The organism is Oceanobacillus longus (genome assembly GCF_042650085.1).
In the GTDB taxonomy this organism is placed as follows: domain Bacteria; phylum Bacillota; class Bacilli; order Bacillales; family Amphibacillaceae; genus Oceanobacillus; species Oceanobacillus longus.
Map to the genome: position 1 here is coordinate 286,581 of NZ_JBHSAO010000011.1, position 25,940 is coordinate 312,520.

The 25,940-nt window shown below is 37.2% G+C and carries 24 protein-coding genes; 19 read left to right on the top strand and 5 right to left on the bottom strand.

The features are described 5' to 3' along the window. Positions 1 to 33: 33 nt before the first annotated feature. From ACFOUV_RS15325 to ACFOUV_RS15335, 3 genes are all read left to right on the top strand, one after another. Positions 34 to 834 carry a histidinol-phosphatase HisJ family protein gene (locus tag ACFOUV_RS15325; protein ID WP_379497656.1) on the top strand — a complete coding sequence of 267 codons (801 nt, stop codon included), beginning with the start codon at positions 34 to 36 and terminating at the stop codon, positions 832 to 834. Positions 835 to 910: 76 nt separating this feature from the next. After that, a complete protein-coding gene (locus tag ACFOUV_RS15330; protein ID WP_379497657.1) occupies positions 911 to 1,555 on the top strand; it encodes a transaldolase family protein in 645 nt (214 codons plus the stop codon). Between the two features lie 830 nt (positions 1,556 to 2,385). Continuing rightward, complete coding sequence (locus tag ACFOUV_RS15335; protein ID WP_379497658.1) at positions 2,386 to 4,188, top strand: DUF6119 family protein; 1,803 nt, start codon at positions 2,386 to 2,388, stop codon at positions 4,186 to 4,188. Between the two features lie 368 nt (positions 4,189 to 4,556). Here the strand turns inward: ACFOUV_RS15335 and ACFOUV_RS15340 are convergent, their stop codons facing one another. After that, positions 4,557 to 4,730 carry an excalibur calcium-binding domain-containing protein gene (locus tag ACFOUV_RS15340; protein ID WP_379497659.1) on the bottom strand — a complete coding sequence of 58 codons (174 nt, stop codon included), beginning with the start codon at positions 4,728 to 4,730 and terminating at the stop codon, positions 4,557 to 4,559. A gap of 523 nt (positions 4,731 to 5,253) precedes the next feature. Between ACFOUV_RS15340 and ACFOUV_RS15345 the strand changes: the two genes are divergently transcribed. Further along, positions 5,254 to 6,186, top strand: a complete 933-nt coding sequence (locus ACFOUV_RS15345; protein ID WP_379497660.1) for an aldo/keto reductase — start codon at positions 5,254 to 5,256, stop codon at positions 6,184 to 6,186. 150 nt (positions 6,187 to 6,336) lie between these two features. On the opposite strand, the gene ACFOUV_RS15350 is transcribed toward ACFOUV_RS15345, so the two are convergent. Genes ACFOUV_RS15350 through ACFOUV_RS15360 form a run of 3 tightly spaced genes read right to left on the bottom strand, consistent with a single transcriptional unit; the run spans position 6,337 to position 9,240 of the window. After that, positions 6,337 to 6,705 carry a cupin domain-containing protein gene (locus ACFOUV_RS15350; RefSeq protein ID WP_379497661.1) on the bottom strand — a complete coding sequence of 123 codons (369 nt, stop codon included), beginning with the start codon at positions 6,703 to 6,705 and terminating at the stop codon, positions 6,337 to 6,339. A 22-nt stretch (positions 6,706 to 6,727) separates the two neighbouring features. Then, positions 6,728 to 8,296, bottom strand: coding sequence for an autoinducer-2 kinase (gene lsrK, locus ACFOUV_RS15355; RefSeq protein WP_379497662.1), 1,569 nt, complete (start codon positions 8,294 to 8,296; stop codon positions 6,728 to 6,730). Between the two features lie 14 nt (positions 8,297 to 8,310). Further along, the gene (locus ACFOUV_RS15360; protein WP_379497663.1) at positions 8,311 to 9,240 is read right to left on the bottom strand and encodes a sugar-binding transcriptional regulator; all 930 of its coding nucleotides are present in this window, start codon (positions 9,238 to 9,240) and stop codon (positions 8,311 to 8,313) included. A gap of 388 nt (positions 9,241 to 9,628) precedes the next feature. On the opposite strand from ACFOUV_RS15360, the gene ACFOUV_RS15365 reads away from it, so the two are divergent. The 7 genes from ACFOUV_RS15365 (at position 9,629) to fba (ending at position 16,676) form a co-directional block, all read left to right on the top strand. Further along, positions 9,629 to 11,140, top strand: a complete 1,512-nt coding sequence (locus ACFOUV_RS15365) for a sugar ABC transporter ATP-binding protein (protein ID WP_379497664.1) — start codon at positions 9,629 to 9,631, stop codon at positions 11,138 to 11,140. Next, positions 11,127 to 12,143 (top strand): ABC transporter permease, encoded by a 1,017-nt coding sequence (locus ACFOUV_RS15370; RefSeq protein ID WP_379497665.1) that lies wholly within the window; start codon positions 11,127 to 11,129, stop codon positions 12,141 to 12,143. The genes ACFOUV_RS15365 and ACFOUV_RS15370 overlap by 14 nt, the downstream gene beginning before the upstream one ends. Beyond that, complete coding sequence (locus ACFOUV_RS15375; protein ID WP_379497666.1) at positions 12,133 to 13,137, top strand: ABC transporter permease; 1,005 nt, start codon at positions 12,133 to 12,135, stop codon at positions 13,135 to 13,137. Before ACFOUV_RS15370 ends, ACFOUV_RS15375 begins: the two co-directional genes overlap by 11 nt. Continuing rightward, positions 13,137 to 14,225 (top strand): autoinducer 2 ABC transporter substrate-binding protein LsrB, encoded by a 1,089-nt coding sequence (gene lsrB / locus ACFOUV_RS15380; protein WP_379497667.1) that lies wholly within the window; start codon positions 13,137 to 13,139, stop codon positions 14,223 to 14,225. Before ACFOUV_RS15375 ends, lsrB begins: the two co-directional genes overlap by 1 nt. Positions 14,226 to 14,279: 54 nt before the next feature. Continuing rightward, positions 14,280 to 15,173 carry a 3-hydroxy-5-phosphonooxypentane-2,4-dione thiolase gene (lsrF, locus tag ACFOUV_RS15385; RefSeq protein ID WP_379497668.1) on the top strand — a complete coding sequence of 298 codons (894 nt, stop codon included), beginning with the start codon at positions 14,280 to 14,282 and terminating at the stop codon, positions 15,171 to 15,173. A gap of 83 nt (positions 15,174 to 15,256) precedes the next feature. After that, positions 15,257 to 15,766 (top strand): type 1 glutamine amidotransferase domain-containing protein, encoded by a 510-nt coding sequence (locus ACFOUV_RS15390; RefSeq protein ID WP_379497669.1) that lies wholly within the window; start codon positions 15,257 to 15,259, stop codon positions 15,764 to 15,766. 46 nt (positions 15,767 to 15,812) lie between these two features. Further along, the gene (gene fba, locus ACFOUV_RS15395) at positions 15,813 to 16,676 is read left to right on the top strand and encodes a class II fructose-1,6-bisphosphate aldolase (RefSeq protein WP_379497670.1); all 864 of its coding nucleotides are present in this window, start codon (positions 15,813 to 15,815) and stop codon (positions 16,674 to 16,676) included. Between the two features lie 401 nt (positions 16,677 to 17,077). On the opposite strand, the gene allD is transcribed toward fba, so the two are convergent. Then, entirely contained in the window at positions 17,078 to 18,127 is a 1,050-nt protein-coding gene (gene allD / locus ACFOUV_RS15400; protein WP_379497671.1) for an ureidoglycolate dehydrogenase, read from the bottom strand. A gap of 321 nt (positions 18,128 to 18,448) precedes the next feature. Here allD and ACFOUV_RS15405 point away from each other — a divergent pair, with 321 nt between their 5' ends. From ACFOUV_RS15405 to ACFOUV_RS15440, 8 genes are all read left to right on the top strand, one after another. Further along, positions 18,449 to 19,120 carry a GntR family transcriptional regulator gene (locus tag ACFOUV_RS15405; RefSeq protein WP_379497672.1) on the top strand — a complete coding sequence of 224 codons (672 nt, stop codon included), beginning with the start codon at positions 18,449 to 18,451 and terminating at the stop codon, positions 19,118 to 19,120. After that, positions 19,113 to 20,015: an acetaldehyde dehydrogenase (acetylating) gene (locus tag ACFOUV_RS15410; RefSeq protein ID WP_379497673.1), complete on the top strand. Its 903-nt coding sequence runs from the start codon at positions 19,113 to 19,115 to the stop codon at positions 20,013 to 20,015. The genes ACFOUV_RS15405 and ACFOUV_RS15410 overlap by 8 nt, the downstream gene beginning before the upstream one ends. Next, entirely contained in the window at positions 20,012 to 21,043 is a 1,032-nt protein-coding gene (gene dmpG, locus ACFOUV_RS15415) for a 4-hydroxy-2-oxovalerate aldolase (RefSeq protein WP_379497674.1), read from the top strand. The genes ACFOUV_RS15410 and dmpG overlap by 4 nt, the downstream gene beginning before the upstream one ends. A gap of 35 nt (positions 21,044 to 21,078) precedes the next feature. Further along, complete coding sequence (locus ACFOUV_RS15420; RefSeq protein WP_379497675.1) at positions 21,079 to 22,065, top strand: C-terminal binding protein; 987 nt, start codon at positions 21,079 to 21,081, stop codon at positions 22,063 to 22,065. Positions 22,066 to 22,086: 21 nt separating this feature from the next. Further along, the gene (locus ACFOUV_RS15425; RefSeq protein ID WP_379497676.1) at positions 22,087 to 23,121 is read left to right on the top strand and encodes a TRAP transporter substrate-binding protein; all 1,035 of its coding nucleotides are present in this window, start codon (positions 22,087 to 22,089) and stop codon (positions 23,119 to 23,121) included. Between the two features lie 160 nt (positions 23,122 to 23,281). Then, the gene (locus tag ACFOUV_RS15430) at positions 23,282 to 23,701 is read left to right on the top strand and encodes a TRAP transporter small permease (protein WP_379497808.1); all 420 of its coding nucleotides are present in this window, start codon (positions 23,282 to 23,284) and stop codon (positions 23,699 to 23,701) included. Next, positions 23,698 to 24,990 carry a TRAP transporter large permease gene (locus tag ACFOUV_RS15435; RefSeq protein WP_379497677.1) on the top strand — a complete coding sequence of 431 codons (1,293 nt, stop codon included), beginning with the start codon at positions 23,698 to 23,700 and terminating at the stop codon, positions 24,988 to 24,990. Before ACFOUV_RS15430 ends, ACFOUV_RS15435 begins: the two co-directional genes overlap by 4 nt. Before the next feature lie 14 nt (positions 24,991 to 25,004). Further along, entirely contained in the window at positions 25,005 to 25,919 is a 915-nt protein-coding gene (locus ACFOUV_RS15440; protein WP_379497678.1) for a dihydrodipicolinate synthase family protein, read from the top strand. The last annotated feature ends 21 nt before the right edge of the window (positions 25,920 to 25,940 follow it).

Genomic DNA, 25,940 nt, shown 5'->3' on the forward strand with positions numbered 1-25,940 from the left:
AATGTTTAAATGAATGAGAGGGGTTGAAGTATTATGTATCTGACCGAATATCATCACCATACGGATAACTCATTTGATTCAAAAGCTAGCATGGATGAGGTTTGCGTAGAAGCGGTAAAAAGAGGAATTAATGAAATATGTTTTACAGAGCACTTTTCAGTAAATCCTCATGTGCCGACATATGGCCATATGAATTTCGAACGTTATTTTTCTCAAATTGATAGTGCCCGTGAAAAGTATAAGAACAATTTAGTTATTAAAGCAGGGATTGAACTGTGCGAACCCCATTTAATGAAGCATGAATATAAGCAAGCGTTGCAGAACTTTGACTTCGATTTTATCCTTGGATCGGTACATAATATTCAAGAAGTAAAACTTAGGAAGTATATGGTTGAAAAGGATCCAATTGATGTCTATCACGGATATTTCAAGGAAGTTTATTATCTTGTATCAGAAGCGGATATTGATGTTATTGCCCATTTGGATTTAATGAAGCGCTATGCCATAGAAACGAAAGGCAATTATGAATTTGACCATTTTCAAGATATTTTGAAAAAAATTTTAAATAAAGCAATCGAGCGAGGAATTGGAATCGAAATTAATACATCGGGACTTTCCAATATGAAGATTCTAGAAGCTTTTCCAACCATGGACATTCTAAAACTCTATCAATCACTTGGTGGAAAAATCTTGACTATTGGATCTGATTCCCACCGTGTAGAAACCGTTGGATCTCATCTTAATAAAGCACTAAAGATGGCTAAAGAAGCCGGCTTTAATTATATCTACACCTTCGAAAAACGAAAACCAAAAGCAGTAAAAATAGATAACTAGTAGGAAGCATAGGGACGGTTCTTTTGCTTCCAAAAAGTTGGAGGCCGCACACTATGCTTCAAAAGGAGGTAGAAAGATGTATCTTGATAGCGCCAATTTAAATGAAATCAAAGAAGCAACAACATATGGAATTATAAAAGGTGTAACTACGAATCCGACTATACTATTGAGAGAAGAAGTACCCATGAGGGAATCTGTAGAAAGAATTCTGCAGGCGACGGTAGGAGATGTCTTCGTTCAAGTCTCAGGAAATACGCTAGAACAGTTATATCAAAGTGCACAGGAAATTATGGCTGTATCAACAGAACGTATAATTGTGAAAGTACCAATTAACTCAGCAGGACTACAATTAATTTCTAAATTGAAAGCTGAAGATCGTAATATTCCCATTTTGGGTACAACAATCTTTTCAGCAGATCAGGCAATTCTAGCCGGACTTGCTGGTTGTGCGTATGTGGCACCTTATATAAATCGAATGGAAAATAATCATATAAATCCAAACGAAGTGATAAGCAAAATTCGTGCATTTTATGATGAGCGGAATCTACCAACGAAAATTTTAGGTGCAAGTTATAAAAATACCAATCAAGTTATTGATAGTTTCCTTGCTGGTGCACACACAGTAACCGTGCCATTGGATATTATCAAAAAAATGATGGACAAACCATTAGCGCAGGATAGTATCGAAGCTTTTGAAAAAGACGCTGCTAAGCTTGGATAGGAAGCGCGGGGAGGGTTTTTTCGCTTCCGTTAGGTGAGATAAATAACGATAAAGTGAATTATCTAGAAGCTGCAAGAATCGATGAGAGTTGATTGATTCTTGCAGCGTCAATTTTTATAAAATTGGTATTTCCATATATTCGATATATCAGGATTTTTGGGGGATAAGCTTGTCCCATTTAAATTTATTTATAGAAAGGCTTAATAATCGAGAAGTTAACGATGCTCTTTCTGTCAAATAAACTACTATTCTACGGTAAATTGTTCGTTTTAAAGCATGAACAAGGCCACTATGTAAATCCTATTAGGTGCCTGACCCCCATCACGTATGTGCTAAAGTTCACAATTAAAAAGGAGAGTGAATCGATGATTTACTCTCCTTTGATTATATATTTTAAAAATTAGGAGGTACTATTTCGTGAAATAAAATGAAACTGATGAAATCAACTAATATAGATACGGAAGTGGACTGTAAGATTGCTAGTTTATTATTGGACTACTCTCCATAAAAATTGTTTAAAATCTTATAATTTTGTGTGCTGTAACTTCTCGAATGGTGGTGAAAATTGTCGGTTAATTGGGGCACACAACTGTAGCGCCATCAATGGGTCTCTTAGTTGCAATAATGCGTAAGGGTCAAATAGTACCACCTACGATTCTGGGCGAGTCTATTGGACGCTACGAAGAAAACTTTCTGCTAATTTTTATGTAAATTTCCCTTTCGAACTTCCACTATATATTGATGGATAATTATTTAATGTGCACAATATGTTGTATTATTGTGTTATAATATAATAAATTCATAATCTTCATTCGAAGGGAGTAACTTACGTGAGTGCTAGCAACTATACTATTTATCAATTAAAGACAGACAAATGTTGGCAGGAGATAATTGATGAATTCAATGAGGATAAAGAAGAGGACAAGCAGTTTAGGACGAAAAATAACAAATCAGATGTGAACTTTCCTAATATAAAAGAATATAGGTTATACACTAGGGCAGCGGAAACTGAACCAGCTTGGGCAAAAGCTCTTAATGAACTTGTTGATGACTTAGGTGCAGTAGACAATATAAACAATTCTTATGTTCTGTTTTTAGAGCTCCAAGAAGGTTCATTTGTTGCTACAGGAGGGCACGGATACAGTGTAATTGAAAACGACAAAAATTTTGACTTTGGTATGGAATTATTATCTCGTCTTATAAAAAGAAATGATAGCGTAATAAAGAAAATAAATGACCGTCACCTTGTTGGAAATGTAGTGGGTGGGAATTATCTCTATCATCAAAAGGTTTCGGTAGACACTGAAAAAGGATTTAATAAGTATTTCTCAGAAATATATACTGCGTTGCCATCCAAGACAATAGAAGCGAAATTAGGAATTAAAATAAAGACGAAAAAAGAAGACTTTCGTTTTCTGGCCAAAGACTCTATTAAATTATCAAAATCACTAACGTTGCGCGAGCTTGATATTTTTTTAAACAATATCTCTCAATTATTAAAAGAGGAAGGTTATGCAATCAATCCAATATACCAGATAAACAAAAAGGATCCACTAAATAAAGAGCTGGATAAGCGTTTGATGAAGATGTTAATAGCCTATTTGGAAGACCCGCATAGAGATAATGGTGTAAAAATAGTTCCTTTTTATAATGTGTTCGATTTGCATTATATACAGATTGGAGAAAGTAATAGGTTAAACTATCAAAATGAAAAGGATATTATTAGACATTTGCAGGGTAATATTTCTTTTGATAAAGAAATCTCAGATTTATTATCGATTATTAATGAAATTAAATTAATAGCTACTGTGGAAGATGGAGAAGAAATAGTTAGGACACTATACAGTCACCTTGAAGCACATGTATTGCATGAAGACCGAACATATTGGTTACGAGATGGTGTATGGCTTTACCTGGAACGAGAATTTGTTAAAGAGATTAACTCGAAATTTTTAACAAACATTACTAATGTATATAACCAAGAGTTTAAGTTGGAAGATATCAATGATTGGACAGATGAGGATGAAAAAGAGGGAGATTTTAACTTTGGCCATAATGAACTACCCGATGTCTATGTCTTGGATAAGATACTTTATGAAAACATTGAGATTTGTGATTTGCTAGTTAAAAAAGAAGAAGAATTATTTTTCGTTCATGTAAAGGATGGACTTGGCGGAGACACTAGAGTGTTAGCAAATCAAATAGAAACTTCCATGCGTATGTTGTATGAAGGAATTCACGTAAACGGTCAGATATTAGAAGATTATTATAACAATATCATCCAAAAAATTAAGAAACCAGAAGTGAATAAGGAAGAATCCACCCTATCACTAGCAGCAAGAAAATTTAAAGTAGACTTTCCAGATAAGGATTCCTTTATAGATTTAATAAGGAAAATGGAAAAGAATATTATTTTCGTATTTGCTTATCGACCTCTTGATCGTCATAATTTTTTTAATCCGGAAACTATCAAATCCACTCCGGCAAAGCTATCGATGTTAAATCTTGCTGAAGTAAGGAATGAATTTAATTTTGGATTGGAATTTTTGAAGGTTAGAAGAAATACTGATGTATTCAGGGTTGGTAAAGCTGATTATTATAATGAAGCTGTTCCAGTCTTGCCATCTTTTTGACCTATCTAAAACATGGGGAATCTTGGGGGATTTGAGAATCCGGCCGGGGTCAGACCCCCCAGCGCTTTAGGTGAGTTAAATAACGATGTAACGAAACCTCTTAGCTTGATTAATGGGATTTTGGTGCTTGCCCCACAGCTTTAAAACGATAAAGTGAATTATCTAGAAGCTGCAAGAATCGATGAGAGTTGATTGATTCTTGCAGCCTAAATTTTTATAAAATTGGTATTTTCATATATTCGATATATCAGGATTTTTGGGGGATAAGCTTGTCCCATTTAAATTTATTTATAGAAAGACCTATAATCGAGAAGTTAACGATGCTCTTTCTGTCAAATAAACTACTATTCTACGGTAAATTGTTCGTTTTAAAGCATGAGCAAGGTTAATATAATATAAGTCTTATTAAATAGTATATTAAATATATTCATCCAATCCCATCTCCGTTCCCTGTCAAAATGACTAGCATAACCAGGATCACAACTCCGAACAGGAGCTGCTCCAGCATTCCTTGCAGATGTGCAAACTTTCAAAATATACATTCGAGCTTGATGCAGCCTGGTCACTTGAATAGGAACCAGAGTTTGAGTTGCTACTAGTAAGACTGCTCCCGCTTGCACGTTGAGCTTCTGACTCAGCGCTTTTTGTTATTTCCCCTTTATATTTTAAAACATGGTGACACTTTATATCTTTAATCATTAATCCCTTTCAGGTAGTAATCTGTTCTTCTTGAGAATCTGGAAATACATGCATACGTACGGATCATTTGTGTTTCTAAGTTGCTTGTGAGCTGTTTATAGGAATCTGTAAACCAAAATTTGTAAATTCTTAACGTTACCCCATTGGTAAACTCATTGGCAACGAGTGGTAAGTCTTACGACAAGCGCTGGTAAAAAACATGGTAGAAGTGGTACATTCTTATGGCTGTAAACAACCTCGACTTCTCCATAATGACCATCCTCCATTGTATTACCATACCTGTTACTGTTCAATTGTCATAAAGCCGATTACTAGATATATTCGCAATTTTAAAATAAAATGAAATCAAGAAAGGTGGGATTCTTTATGATTGAGAAAGTTGAATTAGGAAAAACAGGGCTTAATATCCATCCTATTGGACTAGGGGCAAATAAAATTGATGAAGAAAATAAGAAAACCAATACTGAATACGGAGGGAAAGTTCTTTCCACAGCAATTGAAAATGGCCTAAATTTTATTGACACAGCTTATTATTATGGTAAGGGTGTTTCAGAAGAAATTATTGGAAAAACATTGAAAGAAAATAATAGCAGAGATGGTATTGTCATTACTACAAAGGGAGCACATAAATTTACAAACGATGGTATCATTCTGGACAACTCACCAGCGTTCCTTACAAATGCTGTAGATGAAAGTTTAAAACGCCTGCAGACCGATGTAATTGATTTATTTTATATCCATTTCCCCGATGAAAACACGCCGAAATATGAGGCTATCGGTGCGTTGCAGCGCTTGAAAGAAGCCGGGAAAATTCGATCAATCGGTGTTTCCAATTTTTCAATGGATCAATTAAAAGAAGCGAATCAAGATGGATACCTCAATGTAGTTCAAGCAAACTATAATTTAATTGACCGTTCAGCAGAGAAAGAAATTTTTCCATTTATGCTAGAGAATGATATCTCTTTTGTTCCTTATTATCCTTTGGCATCAGGGCTTTTGACAGAAAAATATACAAAAGAAACCGTCATTTCTGATAAAAATAAAGCACGACCACAATTTCAGGATGACGTGTTCATGAAACATGTTGAAAAAGTGAAAAACCTTCGTGGAATTGCCGAAAAATATGATGTAAAAATTCATCATATTGTCTTAGCCTTTTACTTAACCCGGGCGCCAATTGATGCAGTTATTCCAGGTGCAAGGAACACGGATCAAGTATTAAGTAATTTAAAGGCTGCTTCTATTCAATTGACGCCAAAAGATATACAGATAATCGAGGACTTATTTCCTCTAGATTGAGGGACATGGAGGTCTGGCCCCTCGTTTCAACACAATTTCAAACTCTAAATAACTTGAGGACTTTTCTGCTGCTTATCAAGAAGCGGTTGAAAAGTCCCCAAATCTATATTCATTTACGTATTTATTTGCTGAAGTTTATAAAGAATGTATTTACCCATTAACTTGCTTTTTATAAGGTTTATAGTCTACCTCAACTTTATCTTTTTCTTGAAATGGCGAAAGCATGAAAGCTGCTTTGAAATCAGTATCTCCAGAATTGATTAGGTAGTGGACTTTTTTCGGCTCCACATGGATGAAATCGCCTTTTTTGCAGTGGAAAACTTCATCATCGATATGAATTTCCAGTTCGCCTTCCAGTACGAAGAAGTTTTCTTCCATGATATTATGATAGTGTGCATTGAAGTCTTCTCCAGGCTTCAATACAACGACACCAAAATTCATTCTAGGACCTTTTTGCAGATACTTCGGCCCGCTGTCTCCAAATCGGTATTCTCTTTCATTTTCATTAATAATTGCCATTTTCAACACTCCTCATATTTTATTATAGTCCAGGTGCAATCCACATGTGTTCAGTGATGCCGTCATCTGCCAAACGTAGTTGGTTACTGTAGACTTTTTCCCATTTCTTGTACAAATGGTCATAAACTGAACTGTTTTCTGCAATTGGATGATATGTTTTTTCAAACTTGACGACCTTTGAAATAGCGTCACTAAAATTATCATAAACTTGTGCTCCTACTCCTGCGCAAATTGCTGCACCGAGTGCGGTTGACTCTCGGACTACTGGTACTTTCACTGTTTTATTCAGTAGGTCTGAAAGAATTTGACACCATAGATCACTTTTGGATGCACCGCCTCCAAAGATGATAGAATCTGGGGAAGTACCGGTAATGCTATTTACAGTCTCAATGTTTCCTCTGGTGACAAAGGCTGCATTTTCCATAATGGCTCTGTAAAATGTTGCTTTGTTGAATTTATCTGTATCGAGCTTGAAATTAAGGAATCCCGGAGCTGCATGTTTCCAAGAAATATAATTCATCTTGTCGGAAAACGTACTGAGCATACCATAACTTCCAGCAGGTACGTCGATTGCCCGCTTCTCCATCTGTGAATAAATACTTTCTCCAGTTTCAATTTGAATATGTTTCTCGAGTTCGCAGAAAGTGTCTCTGAACCATCTCATTACAAGACCAGGAAAGAATGCGATAGCTTCATACTGCCAGGTGTCTGGAACCGCATGGCAATTTACCCTAACCTTGCATTCATCATCCAATTGCACATTTCTTGTCGTATATTCATATTGCCAGAAGCTGCCGCCCAGTACAGCTGCATCCCCCTCGTCGATGACACCCATGCCTAGGCATCCTAGTTGAGCATCTCCGCCACCTGCAACGATTAATGTCTGAGTATTTAGACCTGTAAGCGTTGCCATTTGTTTTGTGAGATTGCCGATGACAGTGCCGCTTTCATGTATGATAGGGTATATATCAGTTCTGAGTCCTGCTTTATCGGCAATTTCGGGCTCCCAAACACGTTTCTTTATATCGAAAATCCCTGAGGTGCAGCCATTTGATGGTTCCACGGAAATGACACCTGTCAAGCGGTAGGTTATCCAGTCATTAAGCATGGTTACGTATTTAACTTTTTCATAAATATCAGGCATATTATTTTTCACCCAGAGAATTCTAGGGATAGCTCCTAAAGAAAACGTCTGGCCGGATAACTGGTAAATTTCAGCTTCCAGACTCTCACTGATTTTATGGAGGTTGTTTACTTCCATGTCGGAACGCGAGTCAACATTTGCACATGCCCATAATTCTTTGCCATTCTCATCGTATAAGACGATTGCCTCACGCATGCTTGTCGTAGAGATAGATATTATTTCTTTTGGATTGACATTGCTTTTAGCAAGGGTTTCCTTGATTAACCGTGTTATGATTTTGAAGTTCGTTTCTACATCAAAATCCATGGAACCCGGGTATCTTGAATCTTCTTTATGTACCCATTCTGATTGAGAAACATGCTGTTCATTACCGTGGGTATCAAACAATATTACTCTGACACTGCCAGTACCGGCATCAATTGCCATTAAATATTTTTCCACTGTCATCTCCCTCTCCCTAATTATTCTTTTTTGAGTAAACTTTGGGCAACTTCTTCATCGGTAATCAAGACATCGATATACCCCCCTTTAAGTGCTCCTATGATAGCTTCTTTTTTATCAAGCCCCCCTGCTACTGCTACAACATGATTCATTGATTTCAGCAAATCTATCTCTGTACTTATCAGTTGCTCATGCAAGTGAAAATCCAAAATATTACCATTAATATCATAAAATTGACTTAAAATATCCCCAACGGCGCCTTTAGATTTTAATACTTCAACATCGACTAAACTTAAATGCCCTTCCTTTACAATCGTTGCGCGTTCATTCAAAGCTCCAACACCAACAATGGTGATATGGGAATGCGGGATGATTTCCAATATGTTTTTTATGGGTTTTTCTAGTCTCAATTGTTCTGCAAGATTCTTTGTGGAAGCCATTAATGGTGATGGAATGATGAAATGATTATAATTAGGATTTGTGTAATAATCCGATGTTTTATCAATTGCTGTTGGCATGAAAAATTTCACTCCACCTGATAATGAAACAAATGTTACGTTGTATTTCGTCGAGATATTCAAATGCCCAAGTGTCTTTGAAACAGATTCACCATATCCGACGTTTATCATTGTATCTTTGGTGATTCTGTCTTCAATGTATTGGGATGCGGCAATTGTAAGGCTGTCAGATATATGACCGTTTGATGCTGGAACAATGCAAATGTCATCCAAGTTGTATTTTTGTATTATTTCATTCTGCAGATCGAGATGTTCCAATTTGCTTAAGTCAACCTTAAATTGGATGATGTTATTTGTTTTTGCTTTTTCTAGATATTTAATGACTCTCATCCTAGAAAGATTCATAACTTCTGCAATCTCATTTTGGGTGAGTCCCTCTTTATAATATTTCCATGCAATTTTTACGATTAAGTTGTCTTCATATGTTGGCATAGTTATCAATCACTCTCTGTTCTATAATTTTTAACTTGAAATTAGTTTTGCTACAAAATATTTTATATAAATAAAATGTTTGAACATAAGATAAATATATCAGCAAATGGATCGACAGTCAACATTATATTTTGTTAACTATTTTACGGATTAAATTTACGTATGAACATAGTATACGGTTATGTAAGTGTTTATTATGTTGTTTTGGTATTTCTTCATTATATTGATTAAAATACTTTTTGCAATTATCAAATAAAACTAATAAATAATAAAATTATACTTGATAAATAAAATGTTTTGAATTATAATGAAAACAATCAATCTAGTAAGCGGTTTCATTTGAGGCTGAATGAATAAATCCATACATGTTTGTTAGGGGGGGGTAAAAATGAAGAGTGGAGGAAAACTGGTTGAATTGGAAGGAATCCATAAAAGTTTTGGTCAAAACAAAGTGTTGAAAGGTGTTTCTCTGGATCTAAATGAATATGAAGTAATTTCAATCATTGGCGGTAATGGCGCTGGGAAAAGTACCTTAATGAAAATACTGACCGGTGTCCATAAGGTGGATGATGGAACAATAAAGATAAATGGGGAGAAGATAAAAAGCTTCAATCCGTATCTAGCTCATGAAAAAGGAATTTACTTAGTGCCGCAGGAGCCTTTGTTGTTCCCGAATATGACAGTCGAACAAAATATTTCGATTGGGTTCTCTTCGGGCAAAATCAATATAAAGGAAGAAACAGAAAAAATAGTTGAAGAACTTGGGTGGAAAATAGATCTGAACCGTTTGGCGGCTTCTCTGACTATAGCAGAACAGCAACAGCTTGAAATCATTAAAGGGCTTCTCAGGAATGCAAAAATATTAATTCTGGATGAGCCTACCAGTGCTTTGACATTTTCCGAAACTAAATCGCTGTTCAAAGTGATACACAAGCTGAAGGCTGATGGTGTAGGCATATTTTACATAACTCACCGGTTGGATGAGGTGTTTGAGATTTCCACACATGCAGTGATTCTAAGAGATGGAAGGGTGACACTTAGAGGGGATATCAAAGATTTCACAAAAGATCTACTGATTCAAGGGCTACTACCTGAAGGCAGTGATAATGAGTATAAAGATGAATTTGAAAAGAAAAATATAGATCGTTCCAAGGATGTGCCGATTTTAAAAGTCGACAACATTAGTGGTGATGGTTTCAGAAATATCAGTTTCGACATATTTAAGGGAGAGGTAGTCGGAATTGCAGGGCTTGTTGGTGCAGGGAGGACAGAAATTGCTGAGGCGATCTATGGGATAACTAAAGTCCACAGTGGTGAAGTATATCTGAATGATAAGAACATTACAAAGCTGGGAATTAATGAAACGGTCCGCAGCGGATTAGCATATATACCGGAAGACAGGTTTCTGCACGGGATTTTCCCAATAAGTTCCGTTAGAAATAATATCACTGCACAGGTAATAAAACGAGGAAGGGCTTTTCTTAACACTAAATATGAAAAGGAAGTCACAAGCAAATATGTCGATCGATTAAGAATAAAGATTAGTGATCAGAATCAGGAAATCATGTCACTTTCCGGGGGGAATCAGCAGAAAGCGGTCATTGCCAGGATTTTATCGACTAACCCGCAACTAATCATCATGGATGAGCCTACAAGGGGAATTGACGCGACCTCAAGAAGCGACATTTATTCAATTATCACTGAATTAAAGGAACAAGGTTTTTCGATTTTGCTAATATCTTCGGATCTTGAAGAACTGGAAAGGATCAGTGACCGAATTTACTCGATTTATCGTGGGAACTGTAATGCTTATCTTGGGTTCAATGAAATCAACGCAACTAATCTGATGATGGCTGCTTTTGGAACATATGAAGGAAGTGAAGCATATGCAAAAGTTTAAAAATATAACTAAAAAACGGGAATTCAGGACTTTTGTATTTCTGGTAGCTATATTCGTCGTAGTCGGTCTAGTCAACTCGGGGTTCCTGTCATTGGGTAATATCCATGACTCCCTGAAAAGCAGTTTGCTTTACATTGTACTTGCAGTTGGGCTGACATTCGTTCTTTTGACAGGGAACATCGATATATCTGTGGGCGGTATATTAGGCTTGAGTGCAGCAGTCAGCGGACTGATTCTCCGTGATGGGGGAAGTATTCTGTTAGCAATAGTTGTTGCCATTGGAATTGGCGGCTTGGTGGGGTTAATCAATGGTTTAGGAGTGACAAAACTCAAAATTTCATCCTTTATCATGACATTGGGGATGCTTGAAATAACTAGGGTGGTTCAGGTTATTTATACTGATGGACAATGGGTGGAAAATTTACCGGTAGCATTTAAACAGATAGCACAAATAAATGTGCTGGGAATCAATCTTTTATCCATTTTGGTTGTTGCCGGTTTGATATTGGTCCACTTGTACCTAACTAAGAATAAAAAGGGAAGGTATTTCTCTGCGATTGGAGATAATAAGGAAGGTGCTATATTGCTAGGGATTCCTGTACAGCGTTACGTTACATACTCATTTGTTATTTCTGGTGTATGTTCGGCTTTGGCTGGATTGATATTTGCCAGTCAAATCGGGTTCATTTCCACAACTGCAGGTCTTGGTATTGAAATGACGGTAATCGCTGCAGCGGTTCTTGGTGGAGTTTCCCTCAGCGGTGGGGTTGGATCAGTAATCGGTGCAGGGATTGGTGCGATTATCATGATTTCGATTAATTCCGCTTTGATTTATATGAAGGTGCCTGCTTTTTGGAATGATGCAATTTCCGGTACGTTATTAATTGTCATTGTTGTCAGTGATGCACTGCTAGCCAGAAAAGCGAATAAACAAGCTAAAAAGGAAAGATTGAGAGCAAGAGTCCTTCATGAAGAGGAGGTATCTGTAGAATATGCTAAGTAAAATACCCAAGTGGAATATGGCATTACTGATTATTCTATTATCAGAAATTTTGATATTTGGTCTAATCAATCCCAGATTCTGGAATATATCAATATTGTTGAATAGCTTTAATGACTTTATCGGGATTGCGATCATTGGGTTCTTTGTGACATTGGTGATGATTACTGGTGGCATCGATATATCCGGAGGTTCTATTATCGGCTTGACATCTGTGTTAGTTGGAATTTTGTCCCAGGTAGTCGGTCTTAATATTTGGGTTGCATTAGTACTGGCTATTTTAGCTGGGGGATTATGCGGACTGCTTAATGGAGTCCTGATTGCATATGGACGGGTACAGGCGATGGTTATTACACTTGGAGGAATGCTTTTATACAGTGGTATCGCCATCGTGCTCGTAGGTCTATCAGGTGTCAGTGCTTATGAAGGGATATCAGGCTTCTCACAGGGTTTCAGTAATATCGCATATGGTACTGTTTTCGGTATACCTAATTCAGTTGTGTTGTTTGTTGTCATGTTTGTCATTGCATATATTCTTTTGCACCGGACCAAATATGGCAGATTCATATTTTTAACAGGGATCAACCAGAATGCAGCAGAATATTCTGGAATCAACACCAAAAAGGTGATTGCCAGTACCTACGTGTTATCAGGTATAAGTGCTGGAGTTGCAGGAGTGATGCTGACTTCGTATTTAGGAAGTGCCAGAGCCGATTTTGGCGGAGAATATTTAATGCCTATTTTAACCGTGGTAGTTCTGGGAGGTACTTTGATAACTGGAGGTAAAGGGGGTGTTGTCGGTACTGCGCTGGCAAGTATAATAGTAGGTTTCATGCAAATAGGTTTGCAAATGGGAGGAGTTTCAACCCAGTATATCGGATTGGCGACAGGGTCGCTTCTTATCATATCTGTAGCAATACTGGGAATTTCTCCAGAGTTCAAGAGTAACGTTAGGAAGTTAGTAAGTCCCAAAAAAATATCGGGGGGTAAAGTATAATGAAAAAATTCAAGTTGAGATTTTTAGCGTTTGGGATGATGCTACTGATAGTGGCATTAGCTGCCTGCAGTTCAAATGATGGCGATGCTGCCGCTGATGGGGAGTCAGGAAGTTCAGATTCAGATGCAAGTGATATCGAAGTAGTGTTCATTCCAAAAATGACCGGAAATGCCTTTTTTGAATCTGGAAATGATGGAGCACAGGCGATGGCAGAAGAGATAGGTTTCAATGTTAAATATGACGGTACTCCAGAAGGAACAGTTGCAAATCAAGTTCAAATCATTAATAGTGCAGTGAGCAGTGGTGCAGATGCAATTGCCATTTCTTCTGTATCATCTGATGGATTGAACCAGGCGCTTCAGAAAGCTTTGGATGCTGGAGTGGAGGTAGTCACTTGGGACTCTGACGTCGATCCGGAATACAGATCTGTTTACGTCAACCAGGGTACTCCAGAAATTCTCGGAGCCATGCTTGTAGATATGGCAGCAGAGCAAATGGATGATCCAGATGGGGAACAACAGGTTGCATGGTTCTACTCAAGTCCTACAGTTCCTGACCAAAACTCTTGGGTTGATTATGCTGAAAAGTACATTGCTGACAAATATCCTAACTGGGAGGTTGTAACAAAGCAATTTGGTGAAGGCGATGAACAGAAATCACTGCAAATTGGTGAATCTATTATCGAATCATATCCTGATTTAGATGCTGTAATCGCACCAGATTCCACTGCATTACCGGCAATGGCGCAGGCAGCGGAGAACAAAGGACTTAGCGCTGAGGACTTGATCATCACTGGTTTTGCATCACCTAACTCAATGAGACAATTTATTGAAAATGGAACGATTATTAACCATGGCCTTTGGGATGTAACAGATCAGGGTGCACTTGCGGTGTATATTGCCTATCATCTTGCCAGTGGCAATGAAATGAAAGTTGGCGATACACTTGAAGTGCCTGGCATGGCCGAAGTAGAAATGGAGCCAAACTCTGTCCAAGGTTATGATTATGAAGCAGAAGACTCAGGAATCATTGTATTGCCAGAAAGAATCGTATTTACAGAAGAAAATACAAATGATTACGATTTTTAAAGGATAATCAATTATATTATTTATAGATTAAAAGATTGAGAGGAGAATTATATAATGGCTGATGTAATAGGTAACAAAGATGCAAAAAACTTCGGGGAGAATGTAGCTTTTGCCAATAATGGGGATTTCCATGTGAAAGGTGCTGCAAATTTAGATTGGGGAATGAAAGATAGGTTATCAAGGATTTTTAATCCGAAAACTGGAAAAACAGTAATGCTAGCTTTTGACCATGGTTACTTCATGGGACCCACTTCCGGTTTAGAAAGATTAGACCTGCTAATCCCTGAATTAGCAGAATATGCGGACTGTCTTATGGGAACGAGAGGGGCAATCAGGACAAGTGTGCCTGCAAATTACAATAAAGCAATTGCACTAAGGGCTTCTTCTGGATCGAGTGTTCTCCAGGATGATTTAAGTCATGAATCAATGGTAGTTGATATTGATGATGCGATCAAAATGAATGCAAGTGCGATAGCGATTCAAACATTCATTGGAGCAGATGGACAAAAAGAAACGATTGAAGAATTGAATAAAGCAATCAATCTTGGCTCAAAATATTCTATCCCGACAATGGGTGTGGTAGCAGTCGGAAAACAAATGGAACGCACAAACAAATTCTTCCTTCTAGCAACAAGAATGCTGGCAGAATTCGGGGCTCAAATTGTTAAAACATATTACTGTGATGACTTTGAAAAAGTTGCAGCTGCCTGCCCAGTGCCTTTAGTAGTAGCTGGCGGCAAAAAAATTCCTGAGCAAGATGCACTGACTTTGGCATATAACTCCATTCAGGGAGGAGCAGCAGGTGTAGATATGGGGAGAAATATTTTTCAGTCTAAGCATCCTAAAGAAATGATCCAGGCTGTCAACAAAGTAGTTCACGATGGCTTTTCTGATAAAGAAGCTTATGAATATTTCCTTGACTTATCCCAGATTAAAGCAGAAGTTTAATTGATTTGAAATAGGGGTTAAGGGAAGTTTTCCTTAACCCGTTTTTTGATTTTGACAAATTAAATTAAATAGGAGGCAGGACGATGGCAAAAGTAGCATTTCTGTTAGCTTCGGATTTTGAGGATTCGGAGATGAAAAATCCTTATGAAGCTATTAAAGAAGCTGGCCATGAGGCTGTAATTATTGGAAACGAAAAGGGAATTACTTGTACCGGCAAGCAAAATACAGTTTCCTATGTGACTGAAATATCTAGTGAAGAGGCTGACGCTAAGGATTATGACGCTGTGATCATTCCTGGCGGCGGCGCCCCGGAAACACTGCGTATCAATCAGGCTACCGTAGATTTCGTAAAGGACCTAAATAAGGGTTCTAAATTAGTCGGAAGCATCTGCCACGGAGCCCAGGTTATGATCAGTGCAGATATTCTGAGGAATAAAGAAGCCACTTGCTTTATAGGAATTCGTGATGACGTCATAAACAGTGGCGCGACATATCTGGATCAGGAAGTTGTCGTAAGCCAGAACATAATTACTTCAAGAACGCCTAAAGACGAACCAGCTTTTATTAGGGGAATTTTGGCTAAACTTGATTAGGATGATAATAGCTATTTTCTAAAGTATGAAGTTTGGAGGCGATAAAGTGCAATTAGTTTCAGTTAGGGATATGTTAAAAAAAGCCTTAGATGGAGGATACGCGATTGGGCATTTTGATGTTCACAATCTGGAGTGGATCCAAGCTGTGTTAGAGGCTGCAAAGGAAGAAAAATCGCCTGTTATCTTGGGTGTTACAGAAGAAGCAGTCAGATATTTAGGAGGTTATTCTGTAGCAGGTGCTATTATAAAATCGTTAATGAAAGAGATGAATATAACTGTTCCAGTAGCTCTTCATCTCGATCATGGTCAAAGTGTGGAAAGTTGTAAATCTGCTATTGATAATGGATTTACTTCGGTAATGATAGACGGTTCTCATTTTCCATTTGAACAAAATATGAAAATGACAAAAGAAGTTGTTGATTATGCCCACCCTAAAGGAGTTACTGTAGAGGCGGAACTGGGAAGCATTGGCGGGCAAGAAGGTATTTTGAAATCTGAAGGCCCGGTCTATGCTGACTTAAATGAATGTATAGAATTAGTAAAACATGCTAAGATTGATAGTTTGACACCAGCATTGGGGACTGCGCATGGGCCATATAAAGGTGAACCTGTAATAGGTTTTGATAAAATGGAAGAGATAAGTAATTCTGTGAAAATACCTTTAGTTATGCATGGTGGTTCGGGCCTTCCTCCCGAACAAATCAAAAAGTCAATAGCATTAGGGACAGCAAAAATTAATGTGAATGCTGACAATCATCTTGCTTTTTCTAAGACTGTACGCGAGGAATTAAACCAAAACAAAGAGCTATATGTTGCAAGTGATTATTTAGCAAAAGGGCGTTCATCCGTTAAAGAAACAGTGATTGGAAAGTTAAGATTATTTGGCTCATCTGGAAAAGCGATTAAATAAGTATATAGGGAACAGAATGGGAACTCGTGTAGTTGAGCTCATTCTGTTTCTTTCTTATTTATCCATTCAAAGAAGGGAGACTACTGAAGGAGATTAGCAAATAATTAAAGTAATTAAGCGTAAAAAGTCCAATTTATCAGCACTAAAAATTGAGAAATTGAATTTTTATCGTAACTCTAGAAAAGTGCCCGGTAACGGAAGGTTGAAAAGTTAAAAAAAGCTTCAAAAACTGATTTTTAGTTTTTGTGCTAACGCCCCAAATAGTTGAATTACAGGTTTTTTTGTTAAGAAAGGTGCTACTATACAATAGTAGCACCTTTCCTTTTATAGCATTAATAAATTCCAATAAGATGGGGAATTGGTCACTAAGATAAAGTTAATTACAAATATAGAGCCTTATTTTAATTTCCGAATGGTGTTTGTTTACTATATTTATTTGTATGAACGATATCAGAAACTAAGTAGTCATAAATGTCATCTGCAATTTTAATGCCTGCTTCTTTACTTTTTTCTGCTTTCATACGGCTTCTTTGACCAGGGTAGTAAACTTTGTCAAAGCCTGGAGCTGGTTTAATTTGATTCAGGTTATCCATTGTTTGTTTAATTGCTGCTTGAAATGACTCGATACCTTGGAAGTAGTTAGGATTAATAACGAGATGGATTTGACCTAAATTTCTACCTTCCGTTAAATTCCCGTATAGAGCTGAAACGTTTGAACCAGATGGCAATCCCAGAAGAACACCTGCTAGAATATCAACCATCATACCTAATCCGAAGCCTTTCGCTCCAGCAATCGGTAATAGTCCACTTACATCAAAAGGATCTGTCGTTGGCTTCCCATCTTTATCAACAGCCCATGTGCCTGGAATTTCTTCTGCCTTCGCTCTTGCTTCAAGAATTCTCCCCCAAGCTTTTTCCGTCGTTGCCATATCAAAAATAATTGCTTTCCCATCTTCACCAGGAGCGGCAAATGCGATAGGGTTCGTTCCGTAATAAGGCTCTGCACCACCAAATGGAACTGCCATCGGGTCTGCTTGACACATCGATATTCCAATTAAATTTTCATCTGCGGCTTTTTGAACGTAATAAGATAACGTACCACTATGACTTATTTTGCGGACACCAACTAAAGCTAATCCAGTATTTTTTGCCATTCGGATTGCTTCATCCATTGCGTTATTTGCAGCCACATGGCCTACCCCATTGTCTCCATGATAAATGGCAACAGAAGGACCTTTTTCTTCAAGTTCAAAGTTTGGGTTCGTATTAATTCCACCTTTTGCAATACGCTCTGCATAATATTCTGCTCGAATCGCACCATGTGAGTATACTTCTCTCGCATCAGCGTAGGCAAGCAAATCAGCAACAATTGTTGCATGCTCACGTTCTAATCCAGATTTATTCAACTTATTCGTGATTAATTCTTTGTATTCATTAACTGTTACTCTCATTTCAATTCCTCCGTTAATCTTATTTCTCATAATAATTCATATTTAATGTTATTCAACTTAGAATTTCAACCTAAACATAGGCACATAAAAACGATTCTAACAAATTTTTAAGCAGTTTAACAAAAACTTGTAATCTTCATTACTCATACGAAAATAAAAATATTTATAAAACTAGTATAGTGTCGTATAGAGGGTCTGTAAAAAATTAGACGAATGTTTTGTTGTTGACAAGAATAAAGTAAGCGATTACAATCGAGATAGTTAATGTTAACTGTTTACAAAACATAATTTTAAGATAATTAACATGAAACGGAGGAGGCTATGTTAACAATTAAAAAAAGTACGATGAGTAATCAAGTCCTCTTATATTTACGTAAAGAAATTATGCTACATAAACTGAAGGATGGCTACCATCTAAAAGAATCTGAAATTGCCGCACAGCTTAATGTGAGTAGAGGTCCTATTCGGGAAGCTTTAACACAGTTACAAAAAGAGAATTTGGTGGAGAAACGGTTGAATGGCCGTACGGTAGTAGGGAAGTTCGAACGTAAAGATATTGAGGATTTGTACAATTCCCGAATTTTATTAGAGAAAGCTGCATTAGCAGAAACAAATATGAAAACGTTTCATCAACATCTTGATAAATTCTATGACTATATCAAGTTAATGGAAGATCCAAACGTTAAAAATGATGATGAAACGGATTTAGCTTTCCATGAATTAATTATACAGCTTCCTGCTAATAAAACATTACAACAATTATGGTCATCATTAAATGGAATTACCTTAACATTAATGGATATAACGAACGAATATTTAAGTTTACGTCAAGAAGCAGCAATAAATGAACACATCGCAATTATAGAAAATATGGAACGTGGTAAGGTAAGAGACGCTCAACAAGCATTAGAAACTCACTTAACGAGAGCGGCTAATCACTTCATGAATGCAGTAAATGATATTACTTTAGGAGGGGAAGTTAACAATGACTAATGGAAAGATCAAATGTGGAATTATTGGTTCAGGGAATATTGGTACAGATTTAATGTATAAGTTACTTCGCAGTGACAAGCTTGAATTAACTTGTATGGTCGGAATTGACACGAACTCAAAGGGACTAGCACTTGCGAGAGAGCACGGTTTAAAAACTTTTGACAACGGGATTGACGGTTATCTAGAAAAGCCTGAAATTGCAGATATTCTATTTGAAGCAACTTCAGCTAAAGCGCACGCAGCAAACGCACCTATTCTTAAGGAATTAGGTAAAAAAGCTGTTGACTTAACACCAGCTGCAGTAGGTCCATTCATGGTTCCTGCAGTTAGTTTAGAACTAGAAAACATCGAAGATCTAGACAATGTAAACATGGTTACTTGTGGTGGACAAGCGACTGTACCGATTGTGAAAGCAATCTCTGATGTAGTAGGAGTAAAATATGCAGAAATCGTCGCAACCATCGCTAGTAAAAGTGCTGGTCCTGGTACGCGCCAAAATATCGATGAATTTACAGAAACAACTGCAAAAGCGTTACAAGATGTTGGTGGAGCAAAGGAATCAAAGGCACTTATTATCTTGAATCCAGCAGAGCCTCCAATCTTAATGAGAAATACAATTTATGCTGAGCTTGAGGAATATAACGAAGAAATTCATGAGCAAATCATGGAAAGCTTAGAAAAAATGAAAGCAACCGTTCAAGGTTATGTAAAAGGTTATCGCTTTAAGACGGATCCGGTTATCAATGATGGTGTAGTTAACGTAGCGGTAGAAGTTGAAGGTAACGGAGACTTCTTACCTAAATATGCTGGAAACCTTGACATTATCACGTCAGCAGCGTTGAAGACTGGGGAAGTAATTGCAGAATCCTTATTAGCGAAAGGAGTAGTACAATGACTGTAAATAAAAAAATCATTTTCAATGATGTAACATTACGTGACGGAATGCATGCTATCAAACATCAATATTCTAAAGAACAAATTGCAGAACTAACAAAAGTTCTTAATGATGCTGGTGTTGATATTATCGAAGCAACACATGGTGATGGGCTTGGCGGAAGCTCACTACAATATGGTCGTTCTAAAGAAACAGAAGAAACAATAATAACTACAGCAGTTCAAAATGCAAAAAATACGAAAGTCGGTGTTCTGCTCATCCCTGGTATTGGAACGATCGACCATTTAAAGAGAGCACATAATTGGGGGGCGCAAGTAGTGCGTGTTGCAACACACTCTACTGAAGCTGACGTATCTGAACAGCATATTAAAGCTGGATTAGATTTAGGAATGGACACAGTAGGATTCTTAATGATGTCACATCGTGTAAAGCCAGAAAGACTACTAGAAGAGGCTAAGAAAATGGAGTCTTATGGTGCACAAACAATTTATGTGGTTGACTCAGCTGGAGCAATGGTAATGGATGAAATTAGAGCGAGAGTCTCTTTATTCAAAGAAAACTTAAGTACAAAGGTTGGGTTCCACGCACATAACAACATGTCACTAGGTGTTGCAAACTCAATTGCGGCTATTGAAGAAGGTGCAGACCGCATCGATGCTAGCTTAGCTGGAATGGGTGCAGGTGCTGGTAACGCCTCACTAGAACAACTTATTGCAGTGATGAACAAAATGGGTATCGAAAGCAATGTTGATTTATTCAAAGTAATGGATGCAGCAGAATTTGTGATGAAACCAATGATGCCACGTCCGGTTCAAATTGATCGCCTAACATTATCACTCGGTTACACAGGAGTATATTCAAGCTTTCTATACTTTGCAGAAAGAGCAGGTAAAGAATATGACGTAGATCCACGTGACATTCTTACAAGACTTGCTGAAATGGGAGCTGTTGGAGGTCAAGAAGATTGGATTATTGGTGTTGCTCAGGAAATAGCTAAAGAAAAAAAGCAAACAGTAGGAATAAACTAAGAAACAATTGTAGCAGAAGGGACAGGTGAGAAGGTATGTTAGTTGTTTTAGCAGACGGAAAATCTCTTGAAGGTGAAACATATGGAATTGAGGAAGCGTTTTTTGCCGATAAAGGGATTGAATTTAGAATAGAAGATTGTATGACGGAGGAGAAAGTAATCGAAAAGTGTAAAGACGCAGATGCAATACTTAGTGTGTATGCCCCGATTACGGAAAAAGTTATTAGCCAGCTTGATAACTGTAAAGTGCTTGTTCGTTACGGAATTGGCTTTGATAACATCGATATGAAAGCAGCTACAAAGTATGGTATACCGGCTTGCAATATTCCAGATTATTCGATTCCAGAAGTGGCAACGCATACAATCGCAATGCTATTACACTTTGAAAGAAAGTTGGGTATTCTTGATAAATCAGTAAAACAAGGCGAATGGAATCCAAATCTAGGATTTAAATCAACTAGACTATCATCATTAATAATAGGTTTAGTAGGATTTGGAAATATTGCACAACAAACTGCAGACTACGCAAAAGCATTCGGGATGGAGATAATCACGTATGATCCATTTATTCCAAATGAAGTGTTAGAAGCAAAAGGTGTAAAGCGTGTCGAATTAGATGAGTTAGTAGAACAAGCTGATTACATTTCACTTCATGTTCCTTTAAATGAGGGAACACATCATTTAATTAATGAAGAAAGATTAAAGAAAATGAAGAATTCTGCTGTTGTCCTAAATACAGCAAGAGGACCAATCATCGAGCAAGATGCACTAGTTAAAGCATTAAAAACAGGTGAAATTCGTGGTGCGTGTTTAGATGTATTAGAAAATGAACCAGCTAAACTCGGCGATGAAATTCTAGAGCTCGATAACGTTGTAATCACTCCCCATGCAGCATTTAACAGTAATCAAGCGAGTGAGAGATTACACACGAGAGTAACAGAAACAGCGTACGACGTTCTATGTGGTGGAGTACCAAAAAATATTGTTAATAAAGATGTTATTGCATCTTTAAATAATAATTAGCATGCATACAAGGAGGATATTATGAAAAAATTAGGGTTCCTATTATTGATGGTTTTATTGTCGGTAGCATTGATAGCCTGTGGCAGTGAAGAGGCAAGCTCAAGTGATAGTGGGGCAGACGGTGATACGTATAAAATTGTAGCAGCTCACTCAACTGCTGAAACAACTTCTTTTAACGAAATTCTTCAATATTTCAAAACAGAAGTGGAAGAGAAAAGTGAAAATCGAATTGAAGTGGAAATTCATCCGAACGCACAGCTTGGGGCGGACAGGGAATTAATTGAAGGAGTACAAAATGGCGATATTACATTGTCACTACACTCAACTGCACCAGCAGTTAACTTTGTAGAAGATGTAGCAGTATTCGACGTACCATTCCTATTCCCGGATAAAGAAACAGCTAGGGAGGTAATGGCTTATGGTACACCATTCTATGAAAAAATTGCTCAAAGTCAAGAAGAAAAAGGATTTAAATTACTTGGGCTACATGACCAAGGATTCCGTATGCTGACACTTAACGGTACAAAAGTTGAAGAGCCAGCAGACTTAGAGGGTGTTCGTTTAAGAACAATGGAAAATGAGTATCATATGGCAACTTGGGAAGCTTTAGGTGCAAACCCGACTCCACTGCCATTCAACGAGGTGTACACGGCATTACAACAAGGTACTGTAGATGGACAGGAAAACCCATATGAGCTTATTGTTTCTCAACGTTTCTATGAGCAACAGGAGTACCTTGTACAAACAAACCATATTTTACAGACAATCCAAATTATCATGAATAATGAATATTTCAATAACCTGCCAGAAGACTTACAAGTAATAGTTCAAGAAACAATAACAGAAGCAGTTGATATTGGTAATAAATTTATTGATGAAAAAGATGCTGAATACTTAACAACTATGGAAGAAGACGGAACAGAGATTGTTGAGCTTTCTCCAGAACAGTTAGCGGAATTCCAAGAAACAACAAGTGGTGTTGTTGAACAGATCAGAGAAAATGTTAATGGGGAACTATTAGATACGTTACTTGAGGAAGTTGAAAATAATAAATAATCATTCAAAAAGGGGATTGGGTAGCATGATTACGTAGCTTGTTACCTTTAATCCGCCTTTACTAAATAGAGGTGATTTTCTGATGAAGCTCTTGCATTGGTTAAATAAACATACGGAGGAACTCTTTTTAAGCCTATCTCTTATAAGCTTGGTATTTATTATGGGACTTCAAGTTTTTATGAGGTATGTCATGAACAACTCTTTAGCATGGCCAGAAGAATTGAGTAGATATATATTTATTTGGTTTACATTTATCGGTGTTAGTTATGCCGTTCATAAGAACGCACATTTACGTATTGATATTTTATTCAACTATGTCCCGGATAGAGTTAGAAAATTATTTGAGACAATTAGTGACATTTTTTTCCTCGGATTCTCGGTTGTCGTAGTGCTTGGAGGCATTAACGTATTTAGTTCATTACTTGCAACGATGCAAACCTCTCCAGGACTAGGCTTACCTATGGCTTTTGTATACCTCTCCCTTCCAGTCGGGTTTGTGTTAACTATTATTCGATTAGTTCAAAACATCGTTAATCGGTATAGAGGAAAAGAGATAGAAAGAGAGGAACCGATTATATGAATCCTTTAATGATTTTTGTAGTATTATTTTTATTACTATTAATCACGATTCCTATCGCTACTTCTTTAGGATTGACCTCCGTATTTACAGTTATGTTTACTGATGTTCATGTAGATATAGACTATGTGGTTCGCAGTATGGCAGCAGCGATAGACAGTTATACATTACTCGCAATTCCGATGTTTATTTTTGCCGGAAATCTAATGGCAAAAGGAGGAATTTCAGAAAGACTATTTAATATTTTTATCGTGCTTGTTGGAAAAAGGACAGGTGGGATACCAACAGCTGCAATATTAACTTGTCTATTCTTTGGTGCAATTTCAGGATCTGCACCAGCAACAGTAGCAGCAGTTGGGGCGATGGCAATCCCTACTTTGTTAAAACTGGGCTATGACAAAGGGTTTAGTACAGCGATGGTTGCAACTGCTGGTGGCTTAGGTGTTATTATTCCTCCGAGTATTCCGTACATTGTTTACGGTACATCTGCTGGTGTATCTGTAGGTGACTTATTCATTGCAGGTATTTTACCGGGTATCTTAATCGCAGTATGTTTAATCGGATATTCTTACTACTATTGTAAAACAAGAGGAGAGGATAAAGAGCGTATCTTGACCGTTTACAATGAAATTACCGGCAAAGGCATTTTCAACGTGTTTATTAAAGGTTTTTGGGCATTATTAACCCCAGTTATTATTCTAGGTGGTATTTACAGCGGAATTGTTACCCCTACAGAAGCTTCCGTAGTTGCGGTTATATACTCTTATATTGTTAGTGTCTTTATCTACCACACAATTAACATACATAACTTTGTCCAAATTACAGTTGAATCTGTTAAAACAACTGTACCTATCCTATTCGTTGTAGCTGTAGCAACTGTATTTGGAAAAGTGTTGACGTTATTACAATTTCCGCAAACTGTTTCATCTGCAATGATTTCGTTAACAGAAAATCCTGTGATTATTCTATTAATCATTCTATTAATTTTAATTGTTGTTGGAATGTTTATGGAAACGCTAGCAGGGATTGTAATTCTTACACCAATCTTTTTACCAATTGTAACACAAATCGGTTACGACCCAATTCATTTCGGAGTCATTATGGTAGTAGCATTGGCAATTGGCTTCGTAACACCTCCAGTTGGCATGAACTTATTCGTTGCAAGTAGTTTAACAGGATTATCTGTATTAGAAGTTGGAAGAAGAGCAATTCCATTTATTATTGCATTCTTGTTTGCATTACTTCTAATCACTTATATTCCTCAAATCAGCTTAATTTTAGTAGGAAAATAACAGGAGGTATAGATATGGTTGAACAAGTTAAGTTTCACGGAATAATTCCGCCCATCCCGTCTGTTCTCTATAAGGACGGAACGGTTGATGAGGAAGGTCAGAAGAATTTAATTGATTTCTTAATTGATGCAGGTGTCCATGGCTTATTCTTTACAGGTTCTAGTGGAGAATTCAGTCAGATGTATAAAGAAACTCGAAAAAAAATAGCTGAAGTTGGAATAAAACATATTAATAGGAGAGTACCTGTTCTAGTTGGAACAGGTACTCCTAATACATTAGAAACCATTGAATTGAGCCAGCATGCAAAAGAAATTGGTGCAGACGCCGTTGTTCTCATTAATCCGTACTACTGGAAGCTGACAGAGCAAGGGTTGTTCGATCACTATTCTGAAATTGCAAGCAATGTGGATTTACCGATTATTCTTTATAATTTCCCGACTTTAACCGGACAGGATTTAACACCTGATTTTGTTTATAAATTGGCGATGAGTCATGAGAATATAATCGGTATTAAAGAAACGGTTGAAGACGTCGGGCACATTCGTGACATGATTTATAAGTTGAAGAAGGCAAGACCGGAATTTGTTATATTTTCAGGTTATGATGATCACTTGCTTCATAACCTGGCAACTGGTGGAGATGGCGCAATCCCATTGACATCTTCTTTTCTGCCAGAAGCATCAGTTGGGTTATATGAAGCATTTCAAAATAAAGATTATGAAGAAGTATTTAATTGGCATCATAAGCTTTCACAACTCATTCAATTGTATCAAATCGACACACCGTTCGTGAATGTTGCTAAAGAAGCGATTAAGTTACGCGGTGTAGAAATTTCAACAGAATTGTTGCCGCCATTAAGATCCTTAAATAAGGAAGGCCAGCAAGAAATGACGAAGAAACTCAAGGAATTTTTTCCGGATTTTTATTAATTCACTGCAAGGGGATGAATT

Bases quoted from the DNA above. Each gene is read 5' to 3' on its own strand.
- ACFOUV_RS15325 (WP_379497656.1), top strand. From the start codon at position 34: ATGTATCTGACCGAATATCATCACCATACGGATAACTCATTTGATTCA.
- ACFOUV_RS15330 (WP_379497657.1), top strand. From the start codon at position 911: ATGTATCTTGATAGCGCCAATTTAAATGAAATCAAAGAAGCAACAACA.
- ACFOUV_RS15340 (WP_379497659.1), bottom strand. From the start codon at position 4,730: ATGTATATTTTGAAAGTTTGCACATCTGCAAGGAATGCTGGAGCAGCT.
- ACFOUV_RS15345 (WP_379497660.1), top strand. From the start codon at position 5,254: ATGATTGAGAAAGTTGAATTAGGAAAAACAGGGCTTAATATCCATCCT.
- ACFOUV_RS15350 (WP_379497661.1), bottom strand. From the start codon at position 6,705: ATGGCAATTATTAATGAAAATGAAAGAGAATACCGATTTGGAGACAGC.
- lsrK (WP_379497662.1), bottom strand. From the start codon at position 8,296: ATGACAGTGGAAAAATATTTAATGGCAATTGATGCCGGTACTGGCAGT.
- ACFOUV_RS15360 (WP_379497663.1), bottom strand. From the start codon at position 9,240: ATGCCAACATATGAAGACAACTTAATCGTAAAAATTGCATGGAAATAT.
- ACFOUV_RS15365 (WP_379497664.1), top strand. From the start codon at position 9,629: ATGAAGAGTGGAGGAAAACTGGTTGAATTGGAAGGAATCCATAAAAGT.
- ACFOUV_RS15370 (WP_379497665.1), top strand. From the start codon at position 11,127: ATGCAAAAGTTTAAAAATATAACTAAAAAACGGGAATTCAGGACTTTT.
- ACFOUV_RS15375 (WP_379497666.1), top strand. From the start codon at position 12,133: ATGCTAAGTAAAATACCCAAGTGGAATATGGCATTACTGATTATTCTA.
- lsrB (WP_379497667.1), top strand. From the start codon at position 13,137: ATGAAAAAATTCAAGTTGAGATTTTTAGCGTTTGGGATGATGCTACTG.
- lsrF (WP_379497668.1), top strand. From the start codon at position 14,280: ATGGCTGATGTAATAGGTAACAAAGATGCAAAAAACTTCGGGGAGAAT.
- ACFOUV_RS15390 (WP_379497669.1), top strand. From the start codon at position 15,257: ATGGCAAAAGTAGCATTTCTGTTAGCTTCGGATTTTGAGGATTCGGAG.
- allD (WP_379497671.1), bottom strand. From the start codon at position 18,127: ATGAGAGTAACAGTTAATGAATACAAAGAATTAATCACGAATAAGTTG.
- ACFOUV_RS15405 (WP_379497672.1), top strand. From the start codon at position 18,449: ATGTTAACAATTAAAAAAAGTACGATGAGTAATCAAGTCCTCTTATAT.
- ACFOUV_RS15410 (WP_379497673.1), top strand. From the start codon at position 19,113: ATGACTAATGGAAAGATCAAATGTGGAATTATTGGTTCAGGGAATATT.
- dmpG (WP_379497674.1), top strand. From the start codon at position 20,012: ATGACTGTAAATAAAAAAATCATTTTCAATGATGTAACATTACGTGAC.
- ACFOUV_RS15420 (WP_379497675.1), top strand. From the start codon at position 21,079: ATGTTAGTTGTTTTAGCAGACGGAAAATCTCTTGAAGGTGAAACATAT.
- ACFOUV_RS15425 (WP_379497676.1), top strand. From the start codon at position 22,087: ATGAAAAAATTAGGGTTCCTATTATTGATGGTTTTATTGTCGGTAGCA.
- ACFOUV_RS15430 (WP_379497808.1), top strand. From the start codon at position 23,282: ATGGGACTTCAAGTTTTTATGAGGTATGTCATGAACAACTCTTTAGCA.
- ACFOUV_RS15435 (WP_379497677.1), top strand. From the start codon at position 23,698: ATGAATCCTTTAATGATTTTTGTAGTATTATTTTTATTACTATTAATC.
- ACFOUV_RS15440 (WP_379497678.1), top strand. From the start codon at position 25,005: ATGGTTGAACAAGTTAAGTTTCACGGAATAATTCCGCCCATCCCGTCT.